17 protein-coding genes and 5 pseudogenes are annotated in these 19062 nt (G+C 69.2%); 14 read left to right on the forward strand and 8 right to left on the reverse strand.

Annotated elements, in window-relative coordinates:
* The first annotated feature begins 183 nt into the window (after positions 1-183).
* Positions 184-741 (forward strand): erythromycin esterase family protein, encoded by a 558-nt coding sequence (locus ACIA73_RS41250; RefSeq protein ID WP_399444161.1) that lies wholly within the window; start codon positions 184-186, stop codon positions 739-741.
* A gap of 103 nt (positions 742-844) precedes the next feature.
* Here ACIA73_RS41250 and ACIA73_RS41255 read toward each other — a convergent pair.
* Positions 845-1129 (reverse strand): annotated as a pseudogene (locus tag ACIA73_RS41255) (transposase); the annotation flags it as partial.
* 95 nt (positions 1130-1224) lie between these two features.
* On the opposite strand from ACIA73_RS41255, the pseudogene ACIA73_RS41260 reads away from it, so the two are divergent.
* Positions 1225-1491: pseudogene (locus ACIA73_RS41260) on the forward strand (transposase family protein); the annotation flags it as partial.
* Positions 1492-1577: 86 nt separating this feature from the next.
* On the forward strand, positions 1578-2660 hold the full coding sequence (locus tag ACIA73_RS41265) for a zinc-binding dehydrogenase (RefSeq protein WP_399444162.1): 1083 nt from the start codon (positions 1578-1580) through the stop codon (positions 2658-2660).
* Between the two features lie 7 nt (positions 2661-2667).
* On the opposite strand, the gene ACIA73_RS41270 is transcribed toward ACIA73_RS41265, so the two are convergent.
* Positions 2668-3405, reverse strand: coding sequence for a GntR family transcriptional regulator (locus ACIA73_RS41270; RefSeq protein ID WP_399444163.1), 738 nt, complete (start codon positions 3403-3405; stop codon positions 2668-2670).
* A 132-nt stretch (positions 3406-3537) separates the two neighbouring features.
* Here ACIA73_RS41270 and ACIA73_RS41275 point away from each other — a divergent pair, with 132 nt between their 5' ends.
* From ACIA73_RS41275 to ACIA73_RS41300, 6 genes and pseudogenes are all read left to right on the forward strand, one after another.
* Entirely contained in the window at positions 3538-5598 is a 2061-nt protein-coding gene (locus tag ACIA73_RS41275; protein ID WP_399444164.1) for an alkaline phosphatase D family protein, read from the forward strand.
* Between the two features lie 173 nt (positions 5599-5771).
* Positions 5772-6674 (forward strand): phosphate/phosphite/phosphonate ABC transporter substrate-binding protein, encoded by a 903-nt coding sequence (locus tag ACIA73_RS41280; protein ID WP_399444165.1) that lies wholly within the window; start codon positions 5772-5774, stop codon positions 6672-6674.
* Positions 6674-7387 (forward strand): phosphonate ABC transporter ATP-binding protein, encoded by a 714-nt coding sequence (locus tag ACIA73_RS41285; RefSeq protein WP_399444166.1) that lies wholly within the window; start codon positions 6674-6676, stop codon positions 7385-7387. The genes ACIA73_RS41280 and ACIA73_RS41285 overlap by 1 nt, the downstream gene beginning before the upstream one ends.
* Complete coding sequence (gene phnE, locus ACIA73_RS41290; protein WP_399444167.1) at positions 7384-8202, forward strand: phosphonate ABC transporter, permease protein PhnE; 819 nt, start codon at positions 7384-7386, stop codon at positions 8200-8202. Before ACIA73_RS41285 ends, phnE begins: the two co-directional genes overlap by 4 nt.
* Before the next feature lie 126 nt (positions 8203-8328).
* Positions 8329-8487: pseudogene (locus ACIA73_RS41295) on the forward strand (haloacid dehalogenase); the annotation flags it as partial.
* 184 nt (positions 8488-8671) lie between these two features.
* Positions 8672-8797: a hypothetical protein gene (locus ACIA73_RS41300; protein WP_399444168.1), complete on the forward strand. Its 126-nt coding sequence runs from the start codon at positions 8672-8674 to the stop codon at positions 8795-8797.
* A gap of 73 nt (positions 8798-8870) precedes the next feature.
* On the opposite strand, the gene ACIA73_RS41305 is transcribed toward ACIA73_RS41300, so the two are convergent.
* The 3 genes and pseudogenes from ACIA73_RS41305 to ACIA73_RS41315 all read right to left on the reverse strand — a co-directional run.
* Positions 8871-9629 (reverse strand): GAF and ANTAR domain-containing protein, encoded by a 759-nt coding sequence (locus tag ACIA73_RS41305; protein WP_399444169.1) that lies wholly within the window; start codon positions 9627-9629, stop codon positions 8871-8873.
* A 1452-nt stretch (positions 9630-11081) separates the two neighbouring features.
* Complete coding sequence (locus ACIA73_RS41310; protein WP_399444170.1) at positions 11082-12305, reverse strand: serine hydrolase domain-containing protein; 1224 nt, start codon at positions 12303-12305, stop codon at positions 11082-11084.
* Positions 12306-12822: 517 nt separating this feature from the next.
* Positions 12823-13269, reverse strand: a pseudogene (locus ACIA73_RS41315) (GNAT family N-acetyltransferase); the annotation flags it as partial.
* Positions 13270-13581: 312 nt separating this feature from the next.
* Here ACIA73_RS41315 and ACIA73_RS41320 point away from each other — a divergent pair.
* Both ACIA73_RS41320 and aac(6') read left to right on the forward strand, forming a co-directional pair.
* Positions 13582-14010, forward strand: a complete 429-nt coding sequence (locus ACIA73_RS41320; protein WP_399444171.1) for a hypothetical protein — start codon at positions 13582-13584, stop codon at positions 14008-14010.
* Between the two features lie 123 nt (positions 14011-14133).
* Positions 14134-14667 carry an aminoglycoside 6'-N-acetyltransferase gene (gene aac(6'), locus ACIA73_RS41325; protein ID WP_399444172.1) on the forward strand — a complete coding sequence of 178 codons (534 nt, stop codon included), beginning with the start codon at positions 14134-14136 and terminating at the stop codon, positions 14665-14667.
* Positions 14668-15002: 335 nt separating this feature from the next.
* On the opposite strand, the gene ACIA73_RS41330 is transcribed toward aac(6'), so the two are convergent.
* Both ACIA73_RS41330 and ACIA73_RS41335 read right to left on the reverse strand, forming a co-directional pair.
* On the reverse strand, positions 15003-15185 hold the full coding sequence (locus ACIA73_RS41330) for a hypothetical protein (protein WP_399444177.1): 183 nt from the start codon (positions 15183-15185) through the stop codon (positions 15003-15005).
* 20 nt (positions 15186-15205) lie between these two features.
* Positions 15206-15331: pseudogene (locus tag ACIA73_RS41335) on the reverse strand (transcriptional regulator); the annotation flags it as partial.
* Between ACIA73_RS41335 and ACIA73_RS41340 the strand changes: the two are divergent.
* On the forward strand, positions 15278-15775 hold the full coding sequence (locus tag ACIA73_RS41340) for an aldo/keto reductase (protein WP_399444173.1): 498 nt from the start codon (positions 15278-15280) through the stop codon (positions 15773-15775). The pseudogene ACIA73_RS41335 and the gene ACIA73_RS41340 overlap by 54 nt on opposite strands.
* Before the next feature lie 266 nt (positions 15776-16041).
* On the opposite strand, the gene ACIA73_RS41345 is transcribed toward ACIA73_RS41340, so the two are convergent.
* Entirely contained in the window at positions 16042-16674 is a 633-nt protein-coding gene (locus ACIA73_RS41345; RefSeq protein WP_399444174.1) for a helix-turn-helix domain-containing protein, read from the reverse strand.
* Positions 16675-16819: 145 nt separating this feature from the next.
* Between ACIA73_RS41345 and ACIA73_RS41350 the strand changes: the two genes are divergently transcribed.
* On the forward strand, positions 16820-17806 hold the full coding sequence (locus ACIA73_RS41350; RefSeq protein WP_399444175.1) for an alpha/beta fold hydrolase: 987 nt from the start codon (positions 16820-16822) through the stop codon (positions 17804-17806).
* Positions 17807-18102: 296 nt separating this feature from the next.
* Complete coding sequence (locus ACIA73_RS41355) at positions 18103-18825, forward strand: bleomycin resistance protein (protein WP_399444176.1); 723 nt, start codon at positions 18103-18105, stop codon at positions 18823-18825.
* The last annotated feature ends 237 nt before the right edge of the window (positions 18826-19062 follow it).

Consider the following 19062-nt stretch of genomic DNA (forward strand, 5'->3'; position numbering starts at 1 on the left):
GCTGGAACAACTCCCACAACTCGTCCGGCACCAGCCGCTCAACGATCCCCATCATGACCCACAGAATACCGAGTCAACCAAATGAGATGACCTCTTAAGGCGCGGGCGTTCTGGCAGACCTCCGAGATCCTCGAACTCATCCGCTGGCTGCGGTCCTACAACCAAAACCACCCCGACGATCCAGTGCGCTTCGCGCAGCTCCCTACTGAACCGGTTCGGCACCCCTCGCAGTTCGAAGGGTTGGCAGCACTCGAGCGCACGCTCGCCGACGGTGTGCTCTGGTGGCAGCAGCGAACGGGCGACAGGGTGGTCTACTGGGGTGGCATGGCCCAAACCGCCGTCGGCGACCCCCGGACCGTGTCTCCCTCCGACCCATCCGAGTCACACCAGAATATGGGCGGATACCTGCGTCAACGTCTCAGGCCGGGCTATCGGTCCATCGGACTGACCATGGCACACGGGTCCATCGGCCAACCTCTGCCCGCCCCGGGGACGAACTTCATCGACAGCCTGCTGAGCACCGTCGCGGCAAACAGAAAGGGGTACGTTCTTGGACTGGGAACATCGCTGCCCGACCCGGTCCGCCTCCTCCTGGGCGCCCCCACCCGCACGCGTTTGATCGGCCCGCTCTACGACCCCCATGACGACGCCGACCACCACATGGCGGGCGGGTCACTCTTGAGTTGGTTCGACGTCGTCGTTCACACGCAGGAGGTGACACCCGCCCGCCCCCTGCTGTGAGGGCCGCGGAATGTGTCGGAGAACTCCCGCGGCCTGTCCCGCGTGGCCGTAGTCCTGCGTTCGTTCGTCCCAGTGCATGCTGCCTGCTGCCTGCTGCCTGCTGCCTGCTGCCCGAGGAGTACTCCACCGGGCTCTCCCCGCACAGCGCGGCCGACGATGCCTCGCCGCGCAGACGGTCGGCGTTGTCGCCCACGGCCGTCAGCTGGACAGCGGCGCTGTGCGGCCCGATCCCCACCACGTCCACGAGGTGCGGGGAGTGGCTGCGGATCAGGCAAGTTGGCCACCAGAACTGGAACCCAGGACATGGGCAGGTCAGCCTGTCACGCAATCCCGCAGCAGACCCTGGGATGACGGTCGGCCAGTCACCGAGCTTCTTCAGAGTGGCCACTGATCGGGTGACGCTGGCGGGGCGCGAAACGCACGAGGCTCCCGTGCCGTTGAGGGAGGCGGTCGAAGCCTCAACTCATCCGCTCAGGAGCCCCGTTGGCTCCGCATCCTGCCGCACTCGACCCGCCTCATGCGCTGGTCGAGTGGGCCACCATACTCATCGTCATCCGAGAAGGTGACCACTGCTGCAAGCTTCCTGCGCACCAGCGCGCGCTGGTCGCCCTGGTGAACATGTGCAAGCACGGCACCCTCGCGCAGATAGCCGACGGCTTCGGCATTTCCGTCGGTACCGCCCACGCCTACACCAGCCGCGTCATCAGCCTGCTGGCCGACCGGGCACCGGGGATGCTGAAGGTCCTTCGCGCTGATCGGTGGGGCAAGGTGAACATCGGCTCAACTTGTATTGATAGGTATTGGCTCGCAGGGGCCCGGCGTGACACCTTTCGCGCATGACGTATTCGAAGGACTCCGTTATGGCCCGTTATGCCCGCTGGGACGGCGTGGGACTCCCGTTCGCGGTGGTGGAGCAGCCCGTCTCTCGTCTTCCCGGACTGGGTGAGTTGCTGGTGCGGGTGGACATGGCCACCGTGTGTGGCAGTGATCTGCACACCGTGACGGGCCGGCGAAGCTCGCCCGCCCCCTCGGTACTTGGGCACGAGCAGGTGGGCACGGTGGTGGGCGTCGGTGAGGGCGGTGTCGTCTGTGTGGACGGGACCCCGGTGGTACCGGGGTTGCGCGTCGTCTGGTCGGTCACCAGTTCTTGCGGTTCGTGCGACCGGTGTGCCCGCGGGCTCTCGCAGAAGTGCCGTCGGGTGCGGAAGTACGGTCACGAGCCGTTGCTGGTGGATGCCCCGCTGACGGGCGGCTTCGCCTCGCACTGTGTGGTGTTGCCGGGTACGGCCGTGGTCGCTGTACCGGCAGGGGTGCCGGACGTGGTGGCCAGCCCGGCGTCCTGCGCGACGGCCACGGTTGCTGCGGCCCTGGCGGCGGCGGGGCCGCTGGAGGGCAGGCGGGTCCTCGTGACCGGGGCGGGCATGCTCGGGCTGACCGCTGTGGCCATGGCCGCGACCGAGGGAGCCGGGGTGATCGCCGCCGATCCCGATCCGGCCCGCCGCGAGCAGGCGCTGGCGTTCGGTGCCGGTCGTGCGCACGACGGCTCGGCGCCCGACGCGGAGGTGGACGTGGCGTTGGAGTTCTCGGGCCAGTCCTCGGCCGTGCAGGTGTGCCTGAACTCCCTGGATGTGGGCGGAACAGCCGTCCTGGTGGGGTCGGTATCCCCGGGCCAACCGGTGGGAGTGGATCCCGAGCGGGTGGTACGAGGGCTGCACACGGTCGTCGGCGTGCACAACTACCGTCCTGTGGATCTGCAGCAGGCGGTGGACTTTCTGGCCGCCCACCATCACTCGTTCCCCTTCGCCGGCCTGGTGGAGGGGCGCTACGCGCTGGGAGAGGTCGGCACAGCCTTCGCAGCGGCACGGCGAGGAGGAGCACCGCGCCAGGCGGTCGCGCCGGGGCACGGCCTGCCGGTGTGAGCACGGCTCAGGGCTGTCGGAGCATGGCGGTGCGACTGCTGCGGGTGTTGGTGACGGTCACTGTGGCAACGTCGGGGCGGTAGCGGTCGTCGGACCACTCGATCGGTACCCCCTGGGAGTCGGTGGTGAGCCGGCGCTCGCGCAGGAGAGGAGCCCCTTCGTCCACTTCCAGGAGGGCTGCGTCGGTCGTGTCGGCGGTGACGGCGTCGAAGGTGTGGCGCGCGGATGCGAGGTCTACGCCCCGCTCGGTGAGCAGGGCGTAGATCGAGCCTGCGTCGAGGTCCGCGTCCAGGAGCGGGCGGCCGACGGACTCGGTGTACGTCATGCGTTCCAGCATCGCGGGGTGGCCGTCCAGCAGGCGCAGGCGCAGCAGTTGAACGACCAGGGTGCCGGGTTCGACCTGGAGGGCGGCGGCGACTGCCGGGTCGGGGCGGCGCAGGGCGATCTCCTGGAGGCGCTGGCCGGGAACGTGGCCGGTGATTTCGGCGCGGGTGGTGAAGGAGAGGAAGGACTCGAAGGGCTGGGTGGGGACGGCGTCCAGGACGACGGCGCGCTTGCCCTGGCCCCCGCCGATGAGTCCCTCGTCCCGCAGAGCCGCGAGGGCTTGGCGGACGGGGCCGCGTGAGGCGGCGAACTCCTGGCAGAGGTCGGCTTCCGAGGGGAGCGGGTGCCCGACGGCGATCGTTCCGCAGCGGATGCGTCGGCGCAGTTCGGCCGCGACGGTGCGGTGCAAGTGCTCCCTCATGCACCTGACTCTACAGGTGGACGACACACGGCCGTCGAGCCGGTGGCGCGACATGAACAGCAGATGACTTGTAGATATAAGTGGTTGTGTGTCCGCCGTTCGCGCTGCGACGGTTGCCGCATGGAAGAAAACATGATCAACGACGCATTCCGGCGCCGCTCACTGATGGTCGGCGGCGTGGCGGCGCTGACCGCGGCAGTCACCGGCGCATCCGTCCCGACCGCGGCAGCCGAACCCGGGGGGCCGCGGGCGGCCGTGCTGGAGTTCGCGGATCCCTGGACCCGGGCCGCGGGGCTGGCGGAGGTGCTGCGGCGTGCTGGATTCCAGGTGGTGACCCTGGACCTGTCCCGGCCCGCGACGGCGCAGAGCGTGGACCTCATCGCGTTCGGCAGCTTCACCAACAACGACTCCCGCTACACGTCCTACGTGGGTCAGCACGCCACATCTCTGCGGGACTTCGCGGCGGGCGGGGGCGTGGTCCTCGATCTTGCGCAGTCCGACCAGTTCGGCGCCGCGGTGCCCTATCTGCCCTCGGCGCTGGGCGCGGTGCGTACCGACGCGGACTTCGACACGGTCTTCCCGTTCGCCGCCGATCACCCGCTGGTGGCGACCCTTCCGGTGGTCTCGGGCCGGGTGCTGACGGGCCGCGCCGCGGGTATCCGCGTCAGCTGGGAGACGGTGGGTTCCTGGCGGGCGATGCGCGTGCTGCTGACGTGTACGGCCGCAGGCGCCTCGCCCTGCCTCCTGGAAGGGGCGCACGGGGCCGGACGCTTCCTGGTCTCCAGCCTCACGCTCGACAAGTGCTTCGATACGGCGGGCTCGTCCGTGCAGCCCGCGCCCGCCCTGCGGGACAGCGTCACGTTCTTCACCGCTCTGGCCGCATACGTGGGACGGGTGCGGGCGGGCACCGCGCCGGCGGTCATCCCCACTCCCATGCCGCCGCAGCCCCCGACGGGGCCCCTGGTGGGTCACGTCGACGAGGGCAGCGCCCGCCTGTGGGCCCGCCCCGGCCTGGACGCGGCCCTCTACACCGACTGGACCTGCACGGTCCGGGCCGCATCCGGCTGGTCGACCACCGTCACCACCCGCCTGTCCTCGGCCAACGACGACACCCTGCTGGTGGACGTAAGCGGCCTCAAGGCCGGCACCCGCTACGACTTCACCGTCGCCCCGCAGCGCGCCGCCCCCGGCTTCGCCGCACTGACCGGTTCGTTCACCACCTCCCCGCCCGCGGGAGCCCCGGCCAAGGTCACCATGGGGATGGGCTCCTGCGCCCCCTCCACCCCGAGCGCCATCTGGACCCGCATCGTTGACGAGGGCTGCGACAGCTTCGTCCTGCTCGGCGACACCCCCTACGTCGACTCCGGTGACCTGGCCGTCGCCCGCACCAAACACCGTGCGTTCCTCGCCCAGCCCGAGGTCGCCCGCATGGCCGCCTCAATGCCGGTCTGGGGGACCTGGGACGACCACGACTTCGGCGGCAACGACACCAGCGGAGGCTTCGCAGGCAAGAAGAACACGCGCACCGCGTTCGTCGACTACCGCGCCAACGCCTCCTTCGGCCATGCGGCCGACGGCACCCGCCTGACCGCCAGAACCGAAGGTCTGGGGGTGTACACATCCTTCCGTCGCGGCCCCGTGGAGGTCTTCCTCCTCGACCCTCGCTGGTTCAGCAGAACCAGCCCGAGCTGGGCCGACGCCGCCCGGCAGACCTGCCTGGGCCAGGTGCAGTGGGACTGGCTGCGCGCCCGTCTGCGGGCCAGCACCGCCACGTTCAAAGCCATCGCCTCGGGAATGATCTGGGACGACAAGGGCAACGCCGAGTCCGACGACTGGGCCACCTACTCCTACGAGAAGGACGCGATCCTCGACTTCGTGGCCGCCGAGAACATCCCTGGCTGCTTCCTGCTCAGCGGCGACATCCACGTCTCACGCGCCCTGAACTACGGCCCGCGCGTCGGGTACGACCTGTGGCAGTTCATCGTCAGCCCCATGCACGGCAGCACGATCCCCAGCCTCAACGTGCCCAGCCCGCACCTGGTGCACAGCGCTGTGGAACCCCACGTGTTCCTGAAGCTCGTCGCCGACACCACCGTGAGCGACCCCACCCTGACCGCGACGTGGATCAACCGTGACGGCCGTCGGATCTTCGAGGTGACCCGCACCGCCACGGAGTTGGGGCATCCCGCCTGACAGCCGAACCGGCGGGCGACCGCCAGATGAACAATGCGCGACTTGTACATACAAGGCTTGACCCGGGTCGGTGATGGCCGAAAGCTGGCTGTCGCCGGCCCGGTGAGAGCCGCTCGCCCTGCGCCGCCCTCCCGCTGCCGAATCCTCGGCTCACCTCTTCCCCGGAGTTCACCGTGTCCCTGCGCCGCCTCTCCCTTGTCGGCACCGTCGTCGCCGCTCTGACTCTGACCTCATGCGGACAGAGTGCCGAGAAGCCCGAGTCAGCCTCCTGCCCTGGTGGCAAGATCCGATTCGGTGTCGAGCCGTTCGAGGATCCCGCCAAGCTCACCCCCGCCGCCAAGGTCCTGGCCGAGGCCCTGGGTGAGAAGCTGGACTGCCCGGTCGAGCTGACCGTCACCGAGGACTACGCCGCTGCGGTCCTCGCCATGGAGAACCAGAAGCTCGACGTCGGCATCTTCGGCCCGCTCGGCTACGTCTTCGCCCACAAACGGGCCGGAGCCGAGGCCCTGGCCTCCTTCGGCGACACGAAGGGCAACCTCTCCAGCTACACGGCCGGCATCTGGGTGCCCAAGGACTCCAAGGTCACCTCGGTGAAGGAGCTGCGCAGCCACTCTCTTGCGCTCGGCTCCGTCGGCTCCACCTCCGGCGACGCCCTGCCCCGCCAGGCCCTGGTCGATGCCGGGCTGAAGAAGAGCGACGTCAAGGTCACCTACGCGGGCGGTCACCCAGAAGCACTTCTCGCTCTCGTCAACGACACCGTGGACGCTGCCGAGATCAACTCCCAGCAGCTCGCCAGCGCCACCGACTCCGGCACCTTCGACCCGTCGAAGTTCCGCAAGGTCTGGACGTCCGACCCGATCCCCAACGACCCGATCACCGTACGAGGCGACCACGACAAGGCGTTCAAGAGGGCCGTACGCGACGCGCTGCTCAACCTGCCCGCCGACAAGGTCGGCGAGATCGGCGCCCTTCTCGACGTCGACCCGCCCGCACCGCTCGTCCCCGTCGACAAGAACACCTACCAGCCCCTCTTCGACCTCGCCGAGACGCTCAAGCTCACCGAGAAGGACGTCTGATGCTCACCCTGACCGCGATCACCGTGCGGTACGGCGACCGGCAGGTCCTGCACGGGGTGGACGTCCACGTCGCCCGCGGCGAACTCCTGGCCGTACTGGGAGCCAACGGCTCCGGCAAGTCCACCCTGCTGCGAGCCGCCGCCGGCCTGGAGCCCATGGCGGCCGGCGAGGTGACCCTCGACGGCGCAACCTGCGACCCCCTCGACATCGCCATGGTCTTCCAGCACATCCACCTCGTCCGACGCCGCACCGTCCTGGACAACGTGTGCGCCGGAGCCCTCGGCCGCCTCCCGCTGCACCACTCCCTGCACCCCGCACTCTTCCCCAAGGAACTCCGCGAGGAAGCCATGGCCTGCCTGGACCGGGTGGGCCTCGCCGACCGGGCACACGACCGTGCCGGGCGCCTCTCTGGCGGACAGCAACAGCGCGTCGCGGTAGCGAGGGCACTGTGCCAGCGCCCCCGCGTGCTGTTCGCCGACGAACCGGTCTCCGCCCTGGACCCCGCCGCCTCCGAACAGGTCCTCGCTCTGCTCGCCGAACTCGCCCACGAGGAGAGCCTCGCCGTGCTGGCCGTCCTGCACCAGCCCTCCCTCGCCGCACGGCACGCCGACCGCGTCGTCGGCCTGCGGGAAGGCCGCGTGGCCCTGGACGGTCCACCGCAGGACAACGTCGACATCCTGTACCAGCCCACGACGGTGAAGGCCGCCTCATGACCCTGCCCCTTGACGTGCGCAGACTCCCCGTCCCTGCAAAGCCCCGAAGGCCGCGCACCGCGGCCACGGGCGCGGCGCTCACGGCTGTCGTGGTCGCCGCCCACCTGATCGCCTGGGACACCACCGGCATGTCCTTCGGAGCCCTCGCCGAAGGCTGGCGCGGCATGGCCGACTTCGTGAGCGAGGCCATCCCACCCGACCTGAGCTGGGAGGTGCTGCGACCGAGCCTGGAAGGAGCCCTCGTCACCCTGTGGATCGGGCTGCTCGGCACCACCCTGTCCATACCGTTCTCCCTCGTCCTCGCCCTCCTCGCCGCCCGCGGCACCGCCCCGTCGGCAGCCGTCTACCAGGCCGCCCGCTCCCTGCTGTCCTTTCTGCGCGCCGTACCCGACGTCGTGTTCGCCCTGATCTTCGTCACCGCCGTGGGCCTCGGCCCGTTCCCCGGCGTACTGGCCCTGCTCCTCCACAACGTCGGCGTGATGGGCAAACTGTGGGCGGAGGCCCTGGAGGACGCCGACCCCGGACCCGTGCAGGTCCTGCGCTCAGCAGGCGCGAGCCGCATTCAGATCGCCGCCCACGCCCTGCTGCCCACCGTGACGCCTCAGCTGACCGGGCTGCTGATGTACCGGCTCGACGTCAACGTCCGGTCCTCACTCGTCCTCGGTCTCGTGGGCGCGGGTGGCATCGGCTTCCTCATCAACCAGTCGATCAAACTGTTCAAGTTCGATGAGATGCTGACGCACATCCTCGTCGTCCTGGTGCTGATCGTGGCCGTTGACAGGCTTTCGGCCACCGTACGCCGCAGACTCGCCTGACACGTCGACCGCCCGGTCGGCCTGTCGACTCCCCCGTACGAACTCTTCCACGCCCGCCACACATCGAGCCGGGTCACTGTCGTCACAGCGGCTGAGGCGTCAGTGAAAGGAAAGTACAGACGTCTCATGACCACTCCTGCCCACGACATCCGCCTCGTCGTCCTCGACCTGGCCGCCACCAACGTCGCGGATGGTGGTCTTGTCGAGCGCGCCTTCGCTACCGCCGCCCAGGAACTGGGCGTGGAGCCCGGCACCGCCGACCACGACAAAAAGCTCTCCTACGTCACCGGTGCCAGCGAGGTCCGCCACCGAGGTAGCTGAACGTGTCGTCCGGCGCCACGAAGAACTTCACGATGATGCTCACCCGGGCATCATGCCCGACAGCCCACAGCCATGATCGGCCGGACAAGTCCAAGTCGCGGGTCATGAGGTCCCATCGGCACTGGCGCGACCACGAACGGTCCCCGAGATGAGCGAAGCACTCATCACTTGGCTGGCCATTACCTTGATGGCCAGGCGACTCACCCGCGCCTCGAACCGTCACGCCGAACGGCGCGGCACCGCCCACGGGGGCGTCGTGCCGCAGGCCGTCTGACGCGTCGCACGGGGCAACCTGGAGCGGCATCACCATGTGTACGGGGATGCTGCCGGCTGCGTGCCCAGGCCGGTCAGCGGCCGTGGAGGCGGTCACGGGGAGCGCGGCGGTCGGTGGGCTGGTCGAGGGTGGCAGACAGGGTGCCGTTGACGAGGTCACGGGCGACGTCGGCGATGCGCAGCTGGTGGCGGCGTGCGTAGGTGCGCAGGCGTTGGAAGGCCATGTCGGGGTCAGTGTTCTGGCGGCCGACCAGGAAGCCTTTGGCCTGTTCGATGATGGTGCGGGTGTGCAGGGCTTGCTGGAGCTGGGCGCCCAGGGCGCGGTGGTGGTCCAGGGTGGTCTGCTGGAGCAGGGAGATGGCGGTGGCGTCCGCGAGGGCGCGGGCCAGGATCCGGTCGGCGCCGGCCAGATGGTCGGGGATGCTGCGGAAGAGGTTCAGGACGCCGATGGTCTCGCCACGCAGATGGATGGGGACCGCGTGGACGGACAGATAGCCTTCCTTGTGGGCCCGCGCACTGAACTCGGGCCACCGGCCGGGCACCGTCAAGTCGTGCTCCATGACGCGGGCCTGCACGTACGCGTCCTGGCACGGGCCCTGGGCGGCGTCGAGTTCGAACAGCTCGACCAGGCGCACCTGCTCCGACGTCGCGGCCACCAGCCGCAGCGGACCGCCGTGCGGCGCGAGCATCACTCCCGCGTCGTGGATGTCCAGCAGCGACGTGCAGTGCTCCGCCACCCGGTACAGGAAGTCCACCGGGTCGAAGTCGTCCACCAAGGTGTCCGCCAGATCCACGAACGCGGCCGCTATCCGCGCCTCACGCGAATCGCTCAACTCCGTCCCGGAGCGGCTCGGTTCAGAGAATGCGGAAGGATTGGCAGGCATGAAAGTCTCCGATCGCAGGTCTCAGCGACCGGGACCGGAAGCACACGACGGGGACTGGGTGGAATACCACCCGGCACCACAACACGCTGAGGACGTCCTCACCAGACTACTCCTGACGGACCATCCGAGAGCCGGGCTCACGCTCACCACCCCACCCGTCGCCCTGCCTGACATGAGCCGAGGCGGCAGTCGGCACCTTGACTGGTCTCATTTCCACCAGATCGACGTCACTGCCATCACCACGGTTCCGGCAGCGGGTCCCTGCATCGCGGTCCGCGGCGGAAACCGCGCAACACCGGGATCCTGGCGGGCCGGCACGGATCCGTCGGCAGATGCCGCGACGTCTCCAGCCAGTACGCACCGGTCAGCTCGCCGTGTAAGACGGGCCCGACCCGCTTCTGAGAAGCCTCTACGCCCCCTCAACGAGCCCCCGCCTCCCGCGCAACGCCGGCCGCACCATCGGTACGTCCGCCCCGGAGCGGCTGAGAATGCAGGGTGTCCGTCAGGGCCCTCGTCGTCCTACCCTGTGCACAGGGCACGCCTTCCTGGCGCCGGCAGGAACCTGGCACGGGGAGGAAGCCCGCACGCATGGCCCCCAGCCCCCGGGTCGTTGAGCGGCCGGAGCCGCATCGCCGACAACGCAGCTCCGGCCCCGTCCTCCCGGACTGCCCCAGGCCGGGGTGAACTCCCGCGCATCCCGGATACCGGTGAGGACGACTCGTGCGAGGACACCGCGCAGGGGGGAAACCGCCGGTGCCCCGCACAGAGGCCGCCGCCGGCCGACAACCGGCGGCGGCCTCTCCAACATCACGGACAGATCCGGCCCCGGCACGGTCAAGCAAATGTCCTCGCATCTTGACCCTACGCGCCTCGACAGGAAACCTCTCGTTCTGCGGCCACCCAACTCCGCACCGAAGAAACTGAGTTCAGACACAGGCACTCACCGTCGGTGGGGGTGGGGGCGACGTGGCGGCAGTCGAACTGCCACGAGCCCTCGGGGGGCGGTGCAGCCGTCCCTGGGTGCTGCAGGTGTGCCACGCCCGGAAGAACCCGCCGCTGTCTCCTCCTTCGGCAGGAGCGGGGCGAGGCGGGGAGGGTGCGGGGTCCCTGATGGAGGACGACGCCTGCGCGAGTCAGGGTGAGACGCTCGGAGCCGGCTTCCTGCCACACCCTCTCGTTCGCGTCGCGCCCCGTGAACTCCGGCGTTCCGGCGTGCCACCCGGCATCGGCGTCACTGGCTGCGGTGTGCTCGACAGGCGCAGCTGCGTCTCGTGGGGCCAGTGGTGGACCGTACCGGCCGAGGAGAGCGGGCTCTCTTCGCCCCCGTCGGCCCCCGCGGGGAAGTCGGGGCCCCTGCGACGAGTCCTGGCCGGCCAGTCCCTGCTTCTCCGACCGGGTTGCCTACTTCTTGCAGAAGGCCGTGTCCAGGAGTGCCTGGGCGTGCTCCAGACCCTGCTCGGTGGGGGGCTGGTTCGCGGTGACTGCGATCGCGACCGGACGGCCGTCGTCGGTGATGCCGGTCCGGGTGGCGTGGCCGGGGATGTCACCGCCGTGTCCCCACATCCGGCCGCCGCAGCTCAGCGGGACGCTCGTCACCCCGAGCCCGTACCGTGCGCCGGTCCCCGCGCCCCAGGAGTCGGGCACCTTGACAGTGGTGCGCAACTGCGTGACCTGTGCCGGCTTGAGGAGCGTCCCGTCGAAGAGGGCCTTGAAGAAGCGGCTCAGGTCGCTCGGCGTGGAGACTATCTGTCCGGCCGCCCAGCCCCAGGACGGGTCCAGCTCGGTGACGTCCTCCAGCGGTGCTCCGGGCTTCGGCGAGTAGTACGCCTTGGGGTGCACACCGCGGATGCGCTCCTCGCCCACGGCAGGGAAGTAGGTCTTCTTCAGCCCGGCGGGCTCGATGACGCGACGGGTGATCTGCTCGTCCAGCGGACGGCCGGTGACCTTTTCGATGAGCAGGCCCGCGAGGATGTAATTGGTGTTGCTGTACGCCCAGTTGGTACCGGGAGCGAACTGCGCCTTGTGTTCCAGGGCGATGTCGAGGAGGGCGCGGGGCTGGTAGTAGGTGTGGCGGGACTTGAGCAGGTCCTCCATCATGAACTCGGTGTAGTTGGGCAGCCCACTGGTGTGGTTGAGGAGCTGGCGGACCGTGATTCTGCGGCCGTCGATGCCCTCGCCGCGTACCAGCTTCGGCAGGTACTTCTCGATGGGGGCGTCGAGGTCGACCTTGCCCTCGCCCACCAGTTGCAGAACCACGGCAGAGGTGAACGTCTTGGTGTTGCTCCCCGCCCGCACCTGCCCGTCGACCGGGACCTTGGCCCCGGTCTTCAAGTCCGCTACCCCGAAAGCGTAGTTGCGGATGCGGCCGTCCCGGTCGCTGGTGGCAGCCAGCGCGGCGGGGAATTTGTCGTCCTTGACGAGGCGGTTCAGGCCCTTGCTCAGGGCCGCGTTCTCGTGTCCGCCAGAGGTCTTCTGCGGTGTGGACGCGTGGGTGGCGACTTCTGCGTCGGAGGCCGGAGAGGGTGTGGCGGCCGCGGGCAGGGTGCTGCCCACGGCCAGGGCGGCGGCGAGGGTGGCCACCGCGATGAGACCCCGCTTCGGCTTGAACGACGAGGAGACGGACATGAAGGCCCTCCTTGGGCGACGTGCTGGTTGCACCGGACAACCAGACGTCTCCAGACTGCGTGCTCAAGATCCACTGGCCCATCCGGCCAGCAGGCACATGAGGAGGGGGGCCAGCCCCCTGCTCCGGGGGTGGACAAGCATCTTGCACCTGCTGACGGCAACTGCTCTGAGGCTTGTTCGAGGGCTGGGACAGCTCTTCCTTGGGCCCCTAGCAACCACCGCGACCGGCGACTGGATCTATCCCGGCGGAGGTGGATACGCCTCCACCATGACGCGGATCTGAATCCGGCACGCTCCCGCGAAGGGGCCGCCCGGCTGACGGCGAACTTGCCGTCGCCGCACCTCACCCAGACTCACACCTGTCCCAGAAGCCAACCGACAGCGCCCCCTCCGCACTCCCGTGTCCCCGCCCGGTCACCGCTCCCGCGTGCCCGGTATGGCAGTGAGGGCCTTGGGGTGCCTTGGGCGTTGTTGATCAGCCGACGGAGACGGGATCGGGGAGGCGGGAATCTGGCCGGACCCGGGCAGACGCCACGTTGCGCGTATCGGCCTCGGCCTGAACCCGATTCAGGTCCAGCGTGTCGAATGCCCACTCCAGCACGGCGTGCGCGGCCTCCGTCGCGTAGCCGTGGCCCCGCACCGCATCGTCGAGGACGTAGCCCAACGACGCACTGCGGTAGTCCTCGTCCCATCCGGTCAGACCGCACCAGCCGACGAAGGCCCCGTCAGAAGCACGGTCGATGGCCACCCGTGCCCCGGTGCCCTCGTCCGCCATCTTCCGGCACATCGCGAGGAAACGCTCGGCACGGGCATGCTCGGTCCACGGCGGGGAATCCCAGTAACGCATCACGTAGGTGCTGCTGTGCAAGCGGGACCCCGTGCAGCGGCTGAAGCGCAGCTCTCCCATTCCAGTCCAGGCCAACAACGACCTCGGCCGAGGTTCCGCGTAGGCCGCATCCAGCAGCTCCGTACGTACGCGCCCGTCAGCACCTACTTCCGCTCAACCTGCTTCGGTGACGGCTTCTCCCGGTTGATTCGTGTCCGCACCGTCCCTCTTCCTGGACAGCAGAACTGCGTATGCTCTGTTCGAGCTGGCCGAGGCTTGGCTGTGCACGGACGGACCGGTGAAGACCCTGGTCGGACTGGCTTGTGCGCCCGAACACCGGAAAGTCCGCCCGGTTCGAAGAACCGCTGGCCCACGCCCCACAAATGAGGCCCCGAACCCCGATGGACTGACACGGTCCGGTGGGCAGCACTCGCGTCCTATGCTGCGGCAATGCCGAAGATCAGGTTGCACAACGACAACGAGCAGATACTCGCGGTCTGGGTCGAGCCCATAGGCGAAGACTTCTGGATGAGACCCAAGGAACAGTTCACGATCAGCACCGACGCCACCGCAGACGCGGACCCTGACGAAGCACCCTTTGAGGTCGTCCTCCACGCCAAAGGTGTCAGCGTCTTTCAGAGCACCGGCCACGAGGCCGTCGTCCGTGACCAGTCCGGAACCGAAGTGGCGTGCGGCCACCAACGGCCCCTCGAAGTCCTGCGCGCGTGGACCGAGTCGGCCGAAGCGGCCGTTCAGCGCACTGCCGGATCGTCGCCCACAGTCCGTGAAATGACGCGGGAGCATGCAGAGTTCATGCGCCGCGAACTCACACGCGCCGAAGCCACCATGCAGGCACAAGAACGTCGATCGTCACCGTGACCACAGGTCGCTGGTTGAACGGCGAGCTCAACGACGTGGTCGGCTATTGAACCGACCAGCTCGTGACGTGGCGAAGGGCCGCATGGGCGGAAGGTGCCCGCACCACTCGGGGAGAATGAGGGCATGGAGCTGCGTGGGGACAGGGTCGTGCTGCGGCCGGTGACCGTTGACGATTCCGAGATCCTCGAAGGGGTCGTACGAGAACCGGAAGTCGCGGCGTGGTGGTCGCCTCCGGACAGCTACGAGGACATGCTGGCTGTGATTTTCGAGGGTGAGGTCATCGGCGCCGTCCAGTTTGACGAAGAGACCGATCCCGATTTCCGCCATGCCGGCATCGATATCTTCCTGACGGCGGGGTGCCACGGGAAGGGGCTCGGCGCCGACACGGTGCTTACGCTGGCACGGTGGCTGGTCCAGGAGCGCGGCCATCACCGGCTGACCATCGATCCCGCCGCGGCCAACACCGCGGCGATCCGTTGTTACCGCAAGGTCGGGTTCAAACCCGTGGGGGTCATGCGAGCGTACGAGCGCGACCACCGCACAGGTGCCTGGCGGGACGGCCTGCTGATGGATCTGCTCGCAGACGAACTGGCGAGCAATGAGCCGCCCCCTGGCAGGCGCGAAGAGCTAGTAAGGATCATGATGGGGCCTTCGTGAGGCGGCGCCAGCAGCCTGAGCCGAAGCGCACCAGGTGTCACTGGGGCGCGCCTGCCGAACTGCGACGTCGTGTGCGTGAAGCACGCTGGTTGCCGCCAGTTCGGCGCGCTCCTTGTCACCAGCAGCGCGCGAAGCATCGTGAGTGTCGCCTGGTCACGGCGGGCCGCGGCGGCCTTAGGGCCTGGCCGTGCAGTGACTCAGCCAGTGGGCCCGGACACGTCAGTTGCACAAGTGCACAAGTGAGGGGCGGTGAGCTGTGATTCCTGGTCCGGGGGACACGCTTGTCGGCACCGATGGGTCACGCTGCTCGTAGCCGACCGTGAGCCGGGCCCCGTTCATCGCGCGCACAGCCGGTCCAGGGACGCGCGGCTCACCTCGTCCGCGGCGCGGTAGACGAGCAGGCGCAGTCCCGGGTCCTGGAGCGGTAGCAGGACTTCGAAGCCGACGGTGATGGCCCCTGCGTCCGGATGCCGCAGTTCCGGCCGCGGCCGTTGACGCTGACCTCCCGCTCCGACCACAAGCGGGCGAAGTCCTCATCCTGCGTGACGAACTCGGCGATGAGGTCGGACAGTTCCCGGTCTTCCGGGTGCGCGGCCCATGCCGCGCGCAGGTGGGCGATCCCGTCTCGCAGCACCTGCTCCCTGTCGGCGTAGAAGCCGCGCATCTCCGGGTGGTCCCGTACTCATCGCTGGGCGGCGGGGTGCTCAGCGGCAAGTACAGCCGGGACGACCTTGCCGCGACGAGCGCCGGCACCGGCGACAGCAACCGCAGGAGCCACAACCTCACCCTGGGCACGCTCACCGAACGCAACCTGGCCGTGGCCGACGTCGCCCGGGGGGTCGCCGCCGACCTGGGCCGCGCCCCGGCCCAGGTCGCACTGGCCTGGACCCTGCGGAACCCGGGCGTGGCCACCACGCTGATCGGGGCCCGCACTCCCGCCCAGCTGAGGGAAAACCTGGGCACCCTGGAGATCGCGTTCACGACCACCCAGCTGACCCGCCTGAACGAGGCGAGCGCGATCGAGCTCGGCCAGCCACACGACCTGCTCGCGAGCGACAACATGCGCCAAGTGACCACGGGCGGCCTGCGCATCGAGACCCGCCGCTGACGGCCTCGGACCACGGCTCTCGCCGCTGGCGGTCGGCCGTGGTCGGTTTACCGTCCGGGCGAACCGCGTTCGGATCGCTTCCTCCGTACGACTCACCGTCCTTACGCCCTCAGGGCGGAGGTGAGCCTCGTCGGTTAAGGCCACTGAGCTGGGCGGCTGACAGGTGGTGAGCCGACGCTCGGTAGTTGGCACCGGCGGAGCGGGATGACGTGGCGAGCGAGACCGGACGAAGCAGCGTGGTCGTCACCGACGAGGCACGCGGCTTGTCACACATGTTCATTGGCAGCCTTGCTGTCACCAGGGCCGCGAGTGGCGGCAGGAGGGGTGCGCGGCCGTAGACGTTCCCCCTGAGGCCCGAACATGATCAGATACTCGACCGGCCCATCGGAACCAGCGTTCGCGACTCCGTGGGGGACGCTGGTGCCGAACTCAGCGACGTCCCCGGCAGCGAGGACGAGGTCCTGGTCACCGAGTGCGAGCCACAGCCGCCCGTACAGGACACACAGCCACTCGTAGCCCTCGTGGGACACCTGCCGGGGCCGCCCGGGCGGCCCCTCGACAGCAGGCAGGACATGCTTGTGGGCGTGCAGGCCGCCGAGGTACCGGGTCAGCGGCAACACCGCCTTGTCGTCGCCGAAGCTGTGCTGCACCGTGCTGCGGGGCCCGGCCGCAGGGGCGGTGCCGGCCAGCTCGTCCAGGGAGACGCCGTATTCCTTTGCCAGCTGCAGCACCACCTCCAGGGTGGGCTTGCGCCGGCCGGTCTCGATCCGCGAGAGGGTACTGGGCGAGATACCCGTCGCGCCGCTGACATCGGTGAGTGTGACGCCGCGGCGCTCGCGCAGGACCCGTAGCCGGGGTCCCATCGCCGCCAGTGTCTGGACCACGTCGCCCGCTGCCACCGCCCCTGTTCCTTCCCGCCGTGCCGCTGCACTTCCCTGTCCTGCGAGTTTGCCCGAATGGCAACGCCGATAGCGCCGAGTGACCGTTGCGCCGCATGATCGACCGGTACCCACCCACCGCCCGCGAATCGAGGAGAAGTCCCCCATGCAGCCCGAGCCGATCGCCGCACTCCGCCACCGCACCGTCGAGGCCCCTGCCGGGCGCCTGCACCTTGTCGAGCAGGGCGCCGGCCCGCTGATCCTGCTCGTGCACGGCTTCCCCGAGTCCTGGTACTCCTGGCGCCGCCAGCTCCCGGCCCTCGCCGCGGCCGGGTACCGGGCAGTGGCGATCGACGTGCGCGGCTACGGCCGCTCCTCCAAGCCCGCCGCGACCGACGCGTACCGCATGCTCGACCTGGTGGAGGACAACCTCGCCGTCGTACGCGCTCTCGGCGAGGAAAGCGCAGTGGTCGTCGGCCACGACTGGGGCTCCAACATCGCTGCCGCCTCCGCCCTGCTCCACCCCGAGGTCTTCCGCGCGGTCGGCCTGCTGAGCGTTCCGTACGCGCCGCCCGGAGGCCCCCGCCCGACCGACGTCTTCGGACAGATCGGCGGTCCCGAGCAGGAGTTCTATGTCTCCTACTTCCAGGAGCCCGGCCGCGCCGAGGCGGAGATCGAGCCCGACGTCCGGGGCTGGCTCGCGGGCTTCTACGCGGCGCTGTCCGCCGATACCATGCCCGCCCAGGGCGAGCCCGACCCGCACTTCGTCGCCCCGGGCTGTCAGCTGCGTGACCATTTCCCCACTGGCCCGCTCCCGGCCTGGCTGAGCGAGGAAGACCTCGACGTCTACGCCGGAGAGTTCGAACGCACCGGCCTGACCGGCGCCCTCAACCGCTACCGCAACATGAACCGCGACTGGGAAGACCTGGCCCCGCACCGCGGAGCCCCGATCACGCAGCCCGCCTTGTTCATCGGCGGCGCACTGGACGCCTCCACCACCTGGATGGCCGCCGCCCTCGACGCCCACCCCGCCACCCTTCCCGCCCTGTCCGCCTCGCACCTCCTGGACGGCTGCGGCCACTGGATCCAGCAGGAGCGCCCCGACGAGGTGAACATCCTGCTGACCGACTGGCTTGCCACCATTCAGGACTGAAGCAGGCGAGCCGCCCGGACAGCTTGGCGGTGCGTTTCGGGTGGGCCGCCTGTCAGCGCTCCCTCGCGAACTCGCGCTCGCTCCACTACACCGGTGACAACAAGCCTGCCTGTGTGACAGCCATCGCGCTTCGGTCAACGGGTGAGCCGAGGCTCGCCAAGGGCCTGCCATCGGGCCACCCGACGCCCTGGTAGGCGCGCGCGGCCACGCCGGCGGATGCCCCAGGACGAGGAGACGGATCGCGGACATGCAGAGAACCCTTCCGCTTCTAGTCAAGTTTGACTAGTGTGGTGGGTGTGGCCGAAAAGACGATCCCCTTGCTCCCGTGTCAGACCATCCAGCCCGTCATCGACTTCTACACGGCTCTCGGTTTCGAGGTGACCTTCCTGCAGAAGAGCCCCAACCCGTTCGCGGCTGTCGAGCGAGGCGATATCGGGCTGCAGTTCTTCGGCATGAAGAAGTACGAGCCCAGCGAGTCGTACAGCACCTGCTATGTCCTCACCGATGACGTGGACGGGCTGTACGAGGCGTTCCGGGCCGGGCTCAAGGCCGCCTACGGGAAGATCCCGAGCCGGGGCATCCCCCGGATCGGGGCGCTCAAGGACATGTCCTACGGGGTGCGGCAGTTCCTGATGACCGACCCCGGGGGCAACTGCATCCGGGTCGGGCAGCCCACCAGCGAGGACCTGCACCACCGGCCCGCCCCCAAGGAGACATTCGCGCGGGCGCTGCACAACGCCACGCTCTTCGCCGACTCCAAAGAGGACCCGGCAGGTGCGGCGAAGATCATCGACCGGGTGCTCGGGCTCAACGGCGAGCGGCCGACACCCGCGCAGCTCGTACGCCTCCTCGTCCTGCGCGGCGACGTGGCCGGGCGGCTCGGTGACGAGTCGACGGCGGTGTCGGCGCTGAAGAAGGCCGCCGCGGTCCAACTCACCGATGAGGAAAGGCAGTCGGTCAGCGGCGACCTGGAGAGACTGAAGGACCTGGCGGGTGCGGAGCCGAAGCTTGAGGTGTGACATCTGAGCTGGACCGTCGGCCCGCCGTTCGGAGCGGTCGTTGGCGTGCTGAACCCCATCAGGCAGTCCGGCCGCCTCCTGCCCGAGGGCTGGGCCTATCCGCGCGACCTCTCAGCAGTGCACTGGCTTCGCAGGTGTTCGTTGGGCTCTGGCAGCGATCACGGGGAGCCGTCACGCTCGGTGAGGGGACTGTTCGACTCCGGACTATGAACCGTGGTGCGCCGCGGTCCGGATCAC

Source organism: Streptomyces sp. NPDC051561, from assembly GCF_044454195.1.
Lineage (GTDB): Bacteria > Actinomycetota > Actinomycetes > Streptomycetales > Streptomycetaceae > Streptomyces.

What these genes read in the sequence shown, in the direction of transcription:
- ACIA73_RS41265 (WP_399444162.1), top strand. Translation starts at nt 1,578, where the DNA reads ATGACGTATTCGAAGGACTCCGTTATGGCCCGTTATGCCCGCTGGGAC.
- ACIA73_RS41270 (WP_399444163.1), bottom strand. Translation starts at nt 3,405, where the DNA reads ATGAGGGAGCACTTGCACCGCACCGTCGCGGCCGAACTGCGCCGACGC.
- ACIA73_RS41275 (WP_399444164.1), top strand. Translation starts at nt 3,538, where the DNA reads ATGATCAACGACGCATTCCGGCGCCGCTCACTGATGGTCGGCGGCGTG.
- ACIA73_RS41285 (WP_399444166.1), top strand. Translation starts at nt 6,674, where the DNA reads ATGCTCACCCTGACCGCGATCACCGTGCGGTACGGCGACCGGCAGGTC.
- phnE (WP_399444167.1), top strand. Translation starts at nt 7,384, where the DNA reads ATGACCCTGCCCCTTGACGTGCGCAGACTCCCCGTCCCTGCAAAGCCC.
- ACIA73_RS41300 (WP_399444168.1), top strand. Translation starts at nt 8,672, where the DNA reads ATGAGCGAAGCACTCATCACTTGGCTGGCCATTACCTTGATGGCCAGG.
- ACIA73_RS41310 (WP_399444170.1), bottom strand. Translation starts at nt 12,305, where the DNA reads ATGTCCGTCTCCTCGTCGTTCAAGCCGAAGCGGGGTCTCATCGCGGTG.
- ACIA73_RS41320 (WP_399444171.1), top strand. Translation starts at nt 13,582, where the DNA reads ATGCCGAAGATCAGGTTGCACAACGACAACGAGCAGATACTCGCGGTC.
- ACIA73_RS41350 (WP_399444175.1), top strand. Translation starts at nt 16,820, where the DNA reads ATGCAGCCCGAGCCGATCGCCGCACTCCGCCACCGCACCGTCGAGGCC.